The organism is Candidatus Tectomicrobia bacterium (assembly GCA_016192135.1).
In the GTDB taxonomy this organism is placed as follows: domain Bacteria; phylum UBA8248; class UBA8248; order UBA8248; family UBA8248; genus 2-12-FULL-69-37.
This window is the reverse complement of the sequence record JACPUR010000041.1, coordinates 302,017-314,090: the sequence shown is the minus strand read 5'-3', so window position 1 is coordinate 314,090 and position 12,074 is coordinate 302,017. Positions and strand designations below refer to the sequence as shown.

The 12,074-nt window shown below is 62.9% G+C and carries 7 protein-coding genes and 1 pseudogene; 4 read left to right on the top strand and 4 right to left on the bottom strand.

Features of this window, described 5'->3' with window-relative positions:
• Positions 1-1,069: 1,069 nt before the first annotated feature.
• Positions 1,070-2,428 carry a site-specific DNA-methyltransferase gene (locus HYZ11_18880; protein ID MBI3129677.1) on the top strand — a complete coding sequence of 453 codons (1,359 nt, stop codon included), beginning with the start codon at positions 1,070-1,072 and terminating at the stop codon, positions 2,426-2,428.
• 35 nt (positions 2,429-2,463) lie between these two features.
• Positions 2,464-3,402, top strand: coding sequence for a hypothetical protein (locus HYZ11_18875; protein MBI3129676.1), 939 nt, complete (start codon positions 2,464-2,466; stop codon positions 3,400-3,402).
• Between the two features lie 353 nt (positions 3,403-3,755).
• Here the strand turns inward: HYZ11_18875 and HYZ11_18870 are convergent, their stop codons facing one another.
• Positions 3,756-4,175, bottom strand: a complete 420-nt coding sequence (locus HYZ11_18870; GenBank protein ID MBI3129675.1) for a hypothetical protein — start codon at positions 4,173-4,175, stop codon at positions 3,756-3,758.
• A gap of 478 nt (positions 4,176-4,653) precedes the next feature.
• Between HYZ11_18870 and HYZ11_18865 the strand changes: the two genes are divergently transcribed.
• Both HYZ11_18865 and HYZ11_18860 read left to right on the top strand, forming a co-directional pair.
• Positions 4,654-5,082 carry a TerB N-terminal domain-containing protein gene (locus tag HYZ11_18865; GenBank protein ID MBI3129674.1) on the top strand — a complete coding sequence of 143 codons (429 nt, stop codon included), beginning with the start codon at positions 4,654-4,656 and terminating at the stop codon, positions 5,080-5,082.
• A 59-nt stretch (positions 5,083-5,141) separates the two neighbouring features.
• Positions 5,142-6,208: pseudogene (locus HYZ11_18860) on the top strand (IS3 family transposase).
• Between the two features lie 99 nt (positions 6,209-6,307).
• Here HYZ11_18860 and HYZ11_18855 read toward each other — a convergent pair.
• The 3 genes from HYZ11_18855 to HYZ11_18845 form a co-directional block, all read right to left on the bottom strand.
• Positions 6,308-9,715 (bottom strand): N-6 DNA methylase, encoded by a 3,408-nt coding sequence (locus HYZ11_18855; protein MBI3129673.1) that lies wholly within the window; start codon positions 9,713-9,715, stop codon positions 6,308-6,310.
• A gap of 112 nt (positions 9,716-9,827) precedes the next feature.
• A complete protein-coding gene (locus HYZ11_18850) occupies positions 9,828-10,319 on the bottom strand; it encodes a hypothetical protein (protein ID MBI3129672.1) in 492 nt (163 codons plus the stop codon).
• A gap of 429 nt (positions 10,320-10,748) precedes the next feature.
• Complete coding sequence (locus HYZ11_18845; GenBank protein MBI3129671.1) at positions 10,749-11,912, bottom strand: Fic family protein; 1,164 nt, start codon at positions 11,910-11,912, stop codon at positions 10,749-10,751.
• Between the last annotated feature and the right edge of the window lie 162 nt (positions 11,913-12,074).

Below are 12,074 nucleotides of genomic sequence, written 5' to 3'. Positions count from 1 at the left end.
CCCGGGTGAATTCAGGGGATGTCCTTTGACATCCGGAGGACGGCTCATCCAAACGCCTTTTAATCGAAGCGGATCATAAATGGTTTTAGCGAAAAACCAAAACATCCGAAAAGGCTTTGTCGGCTTCAGGAGAAGGTAAAGGCGGCGATCGCCGGAGAGAGGAACGGCGCGAGAGGGAGCACGTGCCAAATCCCACACAGCCGGCGCGGCGGCCATTGAAGGCGTCGGGATTTTTATTGGGAAAAACTGGCTGTGGGTGCAGTCCGCTGCGAACCTTTCTCCGCCCAATTCCCTGTTAAACAGGGAAAATACAGGGAATTTCTCTCCGTCCACGGCACACCCAGCGCCTTTTGCCCCTGGAAACACTCGGCTTTCTTGCACTTTACGTCGAATTCCCTATGCGAGGAAACAGGGAATCTTCCAACGCAGAACAGGGAATTTGCACAAAGGAACAGGGTAACGCCCGGCGGCGAAGAGGGAAGACGCCAGTCCCCTGTAACCACCGAGATCCCGGCCCGCCGACAACCCCACTGATTCCATCCTGTCGGCCACAGCCGCCACATCGCCATCCGGACACCGGTCATGAAATCACCCGCCAATCCTGCGCTTGCGGGGTGCTCGCTCGGGCCATTGCCGGCTCCGGTCGCAGCCTGCGCGGAGGGCCATGACACGGAAGACGGCATCCACGACCGCGCAAGCCTCTTGAGATCCCGACGGGATTGGCGGGACGCGAAGTGGGAAAAATCTCCCGCCAAGCGGGATCGAAGTGGGAATTTCGATCCGGCAAGCGGGATCGGAGCGCACTTAGATGGGATTGACATGAGCAAATCGGAAACGATCAGGGATAATTCTCCCGCTTCCGATCCCGCAGCTGGAACGTGATGGGATTCGATGCAGCCCGCGCCAAATCTCACGATTGACAAAAATCACCGTCCCCCTACTTTCCTCTTGACATCCCCCCCTCGAGCCGGGAATCATCTCCCTCGAACCGCACCAAGAAGCTCACCGAGAAGCTCACCCAGATGCATCCGGATCATCACCGCGACACCACCGCCCGACGAGGACCTGCATGAGAGAGGAACCATCCGATCCGAGGAACCGGGCGCGGAGCATCGAGGAGCGGCCCGTCGCGGCCCTCCGGCCCTACAAAGGCAACGCCCGGACGCACTCGAAGCGCCAGGTCCGGCAGCTCGCGGACAGCATCGCCCGTTTCGGCTTCACCAACCCCGTCCTCGTCGCCGACGACGGCACCATCCTCGCCGGGCACGGCCGGGTGGCGGCGGCGGAGCTCCTCGGCATGACCCACGTGCCCACGGTCCGCCTGTCCCACCTGACGCCCGCCGAGCGGCGGGCCTACGTCATCGCGGACAACAAGCTGGCGCTGAACGCCGGCTGGGACCAGGACCTCCTGGCGGTCGAGCTGCAGGCCCTCGTCGACCTCGACTTCGACGTGGAACTGACCGGCTTCTCCCTGGCCGAGGTGGACCTGGTGCTGGACGCGGCGGGCGAGCGCGACCCCTCCGGCCCGACCGGGCCGGCGGATCGGATTCCGCCCCCGCCCGCCGCGGCGGTCAGCCGGCGCGGCGACCTCTGGCAATGCGGCCGCCACCGGCTGCTCTGCGGCGACGCCCGAGTTCCCTCCGACTACGCGACCCTGCTGAGCGGCGAGACGGCGGACATGATCTTCACCGATCCCCCCTACAACGTCCCCATCGACGGCCACGTGAGCGGCCTGGGCCGTGTGCGCCACCGGGAGTTCGCCATGGGCGTCGGGGAGATGTCCGAGCCGGCGTTCACGGCCTTCTTGGCGGAGACGCTCGGCGCCGCCGCCGGGACGTGCCGCGACGGGGCGATCGCCTTCGTCTGCATGGACTGGCGCCACATGGGCGAGCTCCTGGCGGCGGGGAGGCGGGCCTTCAGCGAGCTCAAGAACCTCTGCGTCTGGAACAAGACCAACGGCGGCATGGGGACCTTCTACCGCTCCAAGCACGAGCTGGTCTTCGTGTTCAAGGTGGGAGACGCCCCCCACCTCAACACCTTCGGCCTCGGCGAGACCGGGCGCTACCGCACCAACGTCTGGGACTACCCGGGCGTGAACAGCTTCGGGGCGGACCGGAGCGCCGAGCTGGCCATGCACCCCACGGTTAAGCCGGTCGCCCTGGTCGCCGACGCCATCCGCGACTGTACGCGGCGGGGGGACATGGTGCTGGACGGCTTCGGGGGCTCGGGCACGACCCTGATCGCGGCCGAGCAGGCGGGCCGCCGCGCCCGGCTCCTGGAGTACGACCCCGCCTACTGCGACACCATCGTCCGGCGCTGGGAGATCCTGACCGGCCGGCACGCGACCCTGGTTGCGACGGGGGAGCGCTTCGAGGAAGCCGAGGAACACCGTATGCACGCGCCCGTAGGGAAGGACCAAGTGGCATGACCGAAATCCACGAACCTCATGAGTCAGAAGGCACAATGCCCGGGGCGGAGGCCGCGGAGCCCGGCCGGACCGCTCCGGGGCGTGGCTACGAGGTCGGCTATAGGAAGCCTCCGGCCGCGAGCCGCTTCGCCAAGGGCCGGTCGGGCAACCCGAACGGCCGGCCGCGCAAGCCGAAGGCGCGCCGGCAGCGCCTGTCCGACGCTCCCTCGGACGGCTTCCTGCAGGAGGAGGCCTACCGCCTCATCACCCTGCTCGAGAACGGGCGGACGGTCGAGCTGCCCGCGGCCCAGGCGGTCTACCGGGCCTCCATCATGCTGGCGCTCAAGGGGAATCGGCTCGCGCAAAAACAGTTCCTGGAGCGCCTCGCGCGCATCGAGGAGGAACATCTGCGGTTCAAGGCGGAGCGTTACGCCGATCTCAAGATCCTCAAGCAGAAAGGCGAAGAGGCGCTCGCCGAGCACCGGCGCGAAGGCCTCCCGGACCCGGATCTCCTGCCGCACCCGGACGACATCGTCCTGGACCCGGAGAGCGGCGAGGCCTTCGTCGACGGGCCCAAGTCCCCGGAAGAAAAGCTCCATTACGATCATTTGGTCCTGCTGCGCGACCATCTCCTGCTGTGGGTGGCCCGTGCCGAGAAAACGGGCAAGGGGTTCACCGTCCGGCACGAAGGCAGAACCATCTGCGGATACCTGTTCTGCGCCCAAACCTATGACGCAAAGCTGCCTCGTCGCTGTCGCTGGAAGGAAGGTGAGGCGGACGCGCTCATGAGGGAGTGCCTGAGCCTCCCGCGGCGCGAACTCGAGAGGCGCATCGCCAGCGAATTCTCTCGGTTAAAGGAGACAACCCCCCGGCCGTCACGGCTGGCGCAGGAAGTCGAGTCGCGCGTCGAGGAGATGATGCGCCGAAGGACCAAGAGGCGGGGAAATCCGCCTGTGCCCCGCGAAGATTCCCAGCCCCTCAGCCCGCATGCGTGATGCGCCATAGGCGGTGGGGGAATTTTCTTCCAGGAATCGGAGAGCTGCTGAGCGAGCGGGGAGCTCTTTCGGAGTCATCCGGGGGAGAAAAAGGAGGGTGTTGATCCCCTATAGGAAGGAGATACTGTCCGGTCCTGGCATCCCGCACCGAGGCCCTCGCGGCCCTTCGTAGGATGCGGGGCCCGAGCCCGGTGGCGAGGCGCCGGGCTTTCTGTTTGAAGTGATCCCGCCACCATTCGACCGGACGCACACAGACGTCTCTCTCTTCTTGGGGATCGGTCGATCTCCCGAGGAAGCTATCCTGGTCTGGTTCGGCACGAAAACGCGGACGAAGCGGGTCGGGGAAGCCCGCTTCAGAGGGCATCTTCCCGCAGGCGGGCCAGGCGCCCGAGAACGGCCGCGATGTGGCCGCGCCCGAGCATGTCGGCGAGGTGGCCGTCGCAGAACCGCTCCATGCGGGCATGGGTGGTCAGGAGCCTGCGGAGGGTCCCGGCGTCCGCGGTCTCGAGCAACGCCGGTGAATCGACGTACTTCGCCGCCTCCTCCTGCCAGGCAAGCCAGTCGAAGGGGATGATCCAGCCGTTGTCGTTCAGGGCGCCGAGGAACTCGCCGACGTCGCGCCCGTACTCATAATAGGGAAAGGTCAGCGCGCCGCCGCCCCCGGGTTTTTTTAGCACCCACCGGCCCGATTGGAAGTCCGCCGATTCGAAGAGGGGCAGGAAGCGGAGAATGGCGTCCATCGCAGGCGCTGAGATCGGCGGCGTTTCTCTCATCCGGCCTCCTCTGCGGATGGACAAGGAATCCGGGGTCTTTCCCACTCGTCATCATACCATAGTAAGCTCGGGTCACGGTCGAAAGGCAGCAAGGGACAAGAAAGACGAATCCATTACGAATGGCGTGAAGAATGCGCCTGGAGAAGCCGAGAAAGCGGACAAGTGGACTTGCCGGCCCTAAACCGAGCGCATCGACCTGGCCGGTAGGGAAAGTTCCGGCAAAGAATGAAGGATCCGAATGACGGTCCAAAGGCCTCGCGGGGAGTTCAATTCCGCTAGACCTCTTTAATCCCTCCTCCAGATGCTGGACGCGGAAAGCTGCAGTTCGATCTCAAAAATCAGACTGAACTTCTGTAAGGAACTACTAGATCAAGCTCTGGGCGAGACGACGCTCGACCGATTGCCCTTGTTTCAATAATTTCGTAAAATTTATGGATTAGATCAAATTCGGGCTTCACAGAAATGAGGCTCCCGGACGATGGAATGGATCATTTTCATCGTGGTGGTCTGGGTCGTCTTCAAGGTTCTGAAGGCTGCCATCACCCCAGCTTCAAGAGCGAAGCCAACCTCGACGCGGGCCGCCCCAAAGGCCGCCCCGCAGTTCTCCATCGAGATCTCCAGTCCCCAACGATACAGCTCATCTAGCCGTCTTACCCCTGAGAAAAGTGCCCAGCAGGCGGACAGGCTCTGGCTGGGACGCAACACCCCCGTCAAGATTGGACCGTATTCCATCCCCAAGGGCTTTCTGTACGTCGGTTCGGGTCTGCCGGCCGTCGCGGGATGGAGCCGCCCCGAGCCCGCCCTCATCAACCCGAAGATCCGCATCGCCCCGGGGAATCCGGCCAAGTTGGGCGAGGGGATGAGCTACTGGCCCTGCTATTCGGATGACGTTCTCCCAAGATCTTGAGCCAGGGATAAAGTGAGGGTTTCTGGCAGAATTCCAACCCAAGCGGGGAGGGTTTTGCCATGCGGAAGTCGAAGTACACCGAGGAGCAGATCGCCTTCGCGCTGAAGCAGGCCGAGACGGGGGTTTCGGTGGCCGAGGTGATCCGGCAGCTGGGGGTCACCGAGCGACGTTCTACCGCTGGAAGAAGTACGGGGGTCTGGGCCCCAGCGAGCTCAGGCGCCTGCGGCAGATGGAGGAGGAGAACCGCAAGCTCAAGCAGATGGTGGCCGACCTGAGCCTGGACAAGCACATGCTCCAGGGGGTCCTCCGAAAAAAATTCTAAGGCCTGTGCAGCGGCGCCCCCTGGTGGAGTTCCTGGCCGAGGGCTTCCGGGTCTCGGAGCGGCGAGCCTGCCGGGCCCTTCGCTTCCCCCGCTCGAGCCACCGCTACCGGGGAAAAACCTCCGCGCAGGCCGCCTTGAGGATGCGGATCCGGGAACTGGCCGCCGTCCGGGTCCGGTGGGGCTACAAACGGATCCACGTCCTCCTCCGCCGGGAGGGCTGGCGGGTGAACCACAAGCGAGTCTGGCGGCTCTACCGCCAGGAGGGCCTGAACCTGCGGGCCAAGCGCCCCCGGCGGCATCCCCGCACCCAGGTCCGGGGCGAGAAGCCCGAGGCCGGAGCCCTGAACGGAATGTTGGAGCATGGACTTCACGTCGGACGTCCCCTTCGACGGGCGGCGGTTCAGGGTCCTGACGGTGGTCGATAATTTTAGCCGGGAGTGCCTGGGGGTCGAGGTGGCGCCAAGCATCCGCGGGGAGGAGGTCGCCGCCCTTCTGGGCGGGCTCAAGGACCGGCGCGGCGCGCCGAAGCGGATTTGCTGTGACAATGGCCCCGAGTTCTACTCGAAGACCGTGGATCGATGGGCCTACGAGAACGGGGTGGCGCTGGACTTCTCCCGGCCGGGAAAGCCCACGGACAACGCCTTTGCCGAGTCCTTCCATGGGAAGCTGCGGGACGAATGCCTGAGTGTAAACTGGTTCTTGTCCCTGGAAGACGCCCGGGGCAAGATTGAGGCGTGGCGAAGGGATTACAACGAGGTCAGACCGCATTCGTCCCCGGGCAACTGGACGCCCAGCGAGTTCGCCCAAGGGGGGCGGGTACCCGCCCCCCTTGGGGGCCAGAAAACTCACCCGTTGCCCGGACCAGGTTTTGGGGGACCCTCACAACGACAAGATAAGTCGCATTCAGGGTGGACTCAGATTCGGGGAGCAGACCAAGGAGCCGTTTCCCCAAACGAAGGCCGCTCCCTTAATGGCCTGATAGTTCGCATCAAGGGCAGGCTCCAGAAGGAGGATGCCCGCGATCCGCCGGGCCATGTCCGTCACCTCGCGCGCCTCATCTGCCGTGAGGGCGCGGCCGAAGAGGTCTCGCTCGCGGTAGCTCAGCCATTTCTTGATGACCTGATAGCCCCCAATATGGTAATCCCACACTCTTTCGGGGATATTCTTCCAATACGCCGTGTCGTTTAGGTAAATGTCCCGTGTATCCGCGCCCAGCCCCTTGAGAGCTTCTTTCGGCGTGAGGCCCAGCACCTCCGCCCCCTCGGCGATGGCTTCCCGCTCCCTGGGTTCGTAGGGCCGAGCCATAACCTTCCCTCTGCCCGGCATGGTGACGCCCCCCTTTCCCGCGTGGCCCCAGCCTGCCGTGACCGCCAGGTCCGCCGCGCTCAGTTTCTTGCCCCCAAATCCTGAAACCACAGCGATGGAGCGCATCTCGGGGCGCAGCTTCCCCGCCGTGACGCCTGGGACGGGACTCTCCGTGTCGAGGAGGGCCGCCACCTTCCGGCCCAGTTCCGCCGAGGCGAGGAGGGTTTCCTTCGAAGCGGGAAGCGGCACCCTCGGCCAGTCTTGCCGCAACGCACTCACATTCTCACTGCTATACGCTGGAGCGTGAAGAACTGCGATGGCATGAAAGAAGAGATCCCGCTCAGTCCCTCCGATCTTCAATAGGTAGTTCTCAGCCTCCCGGCTCAGATTGGCTTTTTGCCCACCCGATTTGTCCCCGGCAAAGATGGGATCAAAGAGAAAAAGGGGGAACATGCTAACATTCGATTCGACGATATGATGGTCGGTTAGGAGAGTGGTAACCTGCGGTTGGTAGAATGCTTCCTTCCGGTTCCGCTGGCCCGCGCTCATCCAGATATTGCCTTCCCGGACGTGCGGAAAATATTCGCTTCGTTTTTCATCCAACAACTTTGTTTCGGGCTCCCAATAGAGCCACCGCACGTCCATGGGGCGATAGCAGCACCGAACAATGTTGTTCGGCAAGAAGCCCCGCTTTAGAAGTCGGTCGCGGATTGCCTCTGGTTTGAACCGTGCGGTGGCCGCCATTACCCCTGGGGCGATGCGCCGCATTTCTTCATGGCTGATCGTCGGATCAAAATATTGCTCCATGCGTCGGGCCAACCGCTCCCGGTCAATGTCAACCACCACATTATCCCGGCTGGTTTTGACCCCGGGGAAGGAGACAGGGAATACCTCTGGAAGAAGGGGCCACCCAAAATACGCGGATTGCGCCCGCACAGGCATGAAGGGGAAACCGAGTTCAGCAGGGCTGGTCGCCGTTTGGTATAGACTCTTGCCATCCTGTGCTGCGGTCTCAACAAGTCGGGCGCGCTTGTTCTTGCCCCATAAATGGCGGAACCGGACCTCACCAGTCTTTCTCGGCTTCCCCTCCCGGACAAGCAAAGCGATGGCCGTCCCCACCTGGATACCTTCCCGGTTGAATTCGGTCGAGAAGACACTGGGGTCCGGTTCGCCCTCAGGAGTTAGCTTTCCTGTCTTGTACTTGTCCCCATTCAGGCAGTCGATCCAGATGTGGTCAAACGCATCAAGGTATCTCTCGCGCATGCCGGGAAAAGACAGCCCATCAAGCCAGGAATAATTGGAGATAAGACAGACAATTCCTTTGCCTGTTCTGTCCACGATCTTGCGTTCCGCCATTCGGAAGAATCGAACATAGAGGTCATTGAGCCCCTGTCCCTGAGGGGCTGGAGCTCGTTGCGTGGTGCGGTATGCGGTGGAGAGGTCTCGTTCCTCACCGACTGCCACCCCGGCGAAACTGTTGTAAGGAGGATTCCCCAAGATTACCAAAATGGGCACTTCCCGTTTTACCTTCCCCGCTGCGTCATGCTCGGCTTCCAACTCCGGAAATAGAAACTTTGTCTTGGGTTCCTCCGGTGGCTCCCAGCCCGTGAGGGCATTCGTGAGGAACACCCCCGCGCGCTCGGTATCCCCGAGAGGTGCACCGAGATTCTGGAGCAGGAGGCCAAGCTGGAGATGAGAAACCACGAAGGGGGCGGGCAGAATCTCGAAGCCGAAGACGCGTTCCATCGCCGCGCGCTTCACGTCCTCCCCGAGGAGGGCGTCTCCGCCTTTTTCCCGCAGGGTGTCGGCGATCCTGCGCAGCGCCTCAACGAGGTAGGAGCCCGTCCCCGCGCAAGGGTCGAGAACATAGACGCGGCGGTCGGCCAGGCCGTCCGGAATATCGAGTTCGGCGCGGAGCACGGCGTCCACGCGCTCCACCATGTAGCGCACGATTTCCGGAGGCGTATACCAGACGCCGAGTTCCTTCCGTAACTCCGGGTCGAAGGCGGCGAGGAAGGGCTCGTAAAAATACTGGACGGCGTGCCCCTCTTCGAAGCGCTGGAAGAAGGAGGCGCGGTCCACGCGGTCGAGCGCCGCCCCCGTCCAGTTCAGCACCTCCTCCAGCCCAAGCGGCCCCAGCCGCGTGGGAGTCGCCAATTGCTCGAAGAGCGCGCGGATCATGGGAACCTTGAGGGACCACGCCGCCTCGCGCCAGTGGAAGCGCTCTTTGCTTCCGGGCGGATGGGTCTTGGCCCAGAGCACCCAGGCGGAAAAGACGCCGTAAAAGAGGGTCTGTATGAAGGTAGAGCGGAAAAAGCGATCCCCCTTCTCACCCTCGAATTTCAGGCCGAGGGCCTGCTCCAGCGCTTCGCGCACGGCCCCGAGGGCGGGAAGATCAGAGCCCTCGATGCGGGCCTTGGCCTCCTTCGCGTAGGAGGCGAGGAAGTAGGCGAGGTCCTGCGGGTCGGCGAGTGCGGCGGCATGGAGCATCGCGCGCTTGAGATATTCCGTTAGGCGTTCGCCCTCCTTCTGCGCGATGGTGCGGGAGGCCGTCCCCCAGAATTCGGCCTCGCTCCCGGCGAGGCGGAGGGACTCGAGCTTGGCGGGACGGCCTTCCTGGTCCTGGCCGATGAGAACGAAATCCCGGTAGTTCGTCACCAGGACCTGACGGTACTTTTTCCAGTAGCGGGAGACCTGCTTCCCGCTCGCCGTCACCCAGGCGTCCTCTTTGGTGGACTTTACTTCGATCACGCCCCGGGCGGGTATCTGGCCGGGGAGAGGTTCCCCCCTCCCGCGCTGAAACTGGTCCCGGGTGAACAGCCCGCCGTCCGGCATCCCGGCCCCCTGGTCAGCGAGGGGCATGACGCAATTCACCCGGGGTTTGAGCGATTTCCCGATCTCGTTCAGGAGGTTGCGGAGAGGACCATAGTAGGAAAGTTCGGCCACGCCCGCGCCGGTGCGGCGGATTTCGCGCAGATCGCGAAAATAGGCTTCGGCGGCGTCCATCGGGCCTCCGGGGCGGTGGCTCTACATGGGCGGGAGACACTTTGCCAAAGAAGAGGATTTCATACAATCGGCCCGGGCGAGTGAATCCGTGCGCCGAACTGCTAAAATATTGTCAGGTTACATTCTCAAATAATTCTCTTGCCGGCACGAAGACGCGGTTCGTCTCGGCGGCGCGGCGCACTTTGCGCCGGAGGACCTCCCGCAAATCCAGCATACCGGACAGGATGTGATAGAGATCAAGGCCGTCCAGACCGATTAGGTTGGTCGGCCGCCCCTGGCCAAATGCCTGAAGTCCGTCTTCGCTAAATCCTGCGTAGCTGACGAAGAGCCCCCGTGACCATTGCGCCTTTCCAGCAATTTTTCCCGCGAAAACCAGGAGGTCAGCATTTGTCGCCCGCTCGTTTCGCCAGCGGGCTTCCAGGAGATAAACATCGCTCTCCAGTTCGAAGCTTCCATCAATCTGTTCGCCAGTCAGACGAAAGGCGCCCCGAGGAGTCAGTCCATACAGACCGAACAGTTCCGAGAGGAGCCGTTCGAAAGCAAATCCACGTTCCACCGCATTTACGGCTTGAAGCTCCGTCAGCTTTTTTTGAAGATCAGCGATAGCCTTGGGATCAGGTGCGCTCGTATCTGCTGACTTGCTCTTGTCCTTTCTCGGCAACCCGTTTAGAAATTCTGGGTCGAGCAGCTCCGGAATTTTAAATCCGACGCGCAGGATTATCGCGTTTACCTCTTCAATCTCCTCGCGCGTCACGGGGTCTTTCTTCATCCTGTAGGCCATGCCCTGCTGCACGATGGCAAGGATGAGCGGACAAAACCGCCCGCGTTCCGTTTCCAGCGTTGCTGTGAGGAGTCTTGTAATGGCGGGACCCTTGCTTCCTGCCGGCCAGTACCCGGCAAGCCCAAGCTTTGCCGCCACCCCCGGAAAGGAAAGGCTTTGGTCCGCATACGGATGCGGCTTGCCCGGCAGGAACGGATAAAGACGGTCCGCTAACTCAGTCAGCGCTTGGCTTTCTTTCAGGGACAGCGCCATCTATGCCGCCCTTTCCGGAAATAGCCCCGGCATCCAGCGGGAGGCGAGTTTGGCGGGGAAGGCGAGGCGTAGCGGCGCGCGCGTGCTTTCCGAGACCAGCACTTCGCGCTCGATGAGCACTGAGGTCACGCGCCTTGCCTGACGCTCGCCGGTGTCGATCAGACGGGCGACTTCGCCCCTGGGCAATTCCCCGCGATAGAGCACCGCTTCCAGGACGGCGCCGGATTTCGGGGGCAGGGCACCGGCCCGGATTTCTTCTTCCGTCCAGATCAGGATGCGGTCGCGCAGCCGGTCGGGCTGGACGAGCCCTTCCATGAATGCCACCTGGTCGAGGCAGGTGGAAAGGAAAAAGTGCGTGAATTCCGCCAAAGCCTCTTCGCTTAGCGGCCCTCTTCCGTCGAGATCGTTGCGGCGTTCCGTATCGCAGGCCATCAGCTGGCTTTTGTAGGTGCTTTGGTTGCGGGCGAGGCCCCGCGCGATGGACCAGATCCCGCCCGTATCGAGGGTTCCCAGCAGCATCGCATAGGACATCAGGCGGGCGACGCGGCCGTTGCCGTCCAGGAAGGGGTGAATCCAGAGCAGCCGATGATGCGCACTGGCGGCCGCCAGGATGGCGTCGGTCTTGCCGAGCTGGCTGTAGACGGTTTCGAAGCGCTCCAGAAAGCGCGGCACGGCACCGGAGCTCACAGGAATATGGAGGCCCACCTTGACGTGGCGCTGGCGGAGCGCACCGGGGACCACCTTGAGCCTTTCTCCTGTATCCGGGTTTTCTACCCAGAGGAGGTCTTCAGGCAGCAATTCGCCGAAGCGCCGATGGATCTCGCACAGGCCCTCAGTTGTCGCGGCGCGGCCCCGCAGACCTCCTTCATCGATCCATTTCTGGACGGTGATATGAGCCTTGGCTTCGAGCTGGAGGTTGCGTTTCTTGGCGTCGGCGCTGTAGTCGCCCTTGAGCGCGCGCTCGATATCGACGGGATGGGTATCGTGGCCCTCGATCAGGTTGCTGTAATAACAGTTCATCGCCCGGACAAGATCGGCGAGCGCGGTCAATACACCCTCCGGCAGGCTGCGCCGGAATCCCGCCGATCGGGCCGCCAGTTCGACCGCGAGGTCCGTCAGGGCCGCCCGGTGCCTGGAGCTTTCGCTCACCAGCAGCGGCTCCATCAGGCTGACCGGCTCGTCCCGGTCGGCCGCTAAGATGTCCGGTTTCTTGTCCGTTTCTCGGCCACGCATAGTCGTAATAATAATAGATGCTTAGGGTGTTTTCAAGCCTTTGTTTGGCCTCGATTATGGCCGCTTTGAAGGCCACTCTGATTACTATATCGT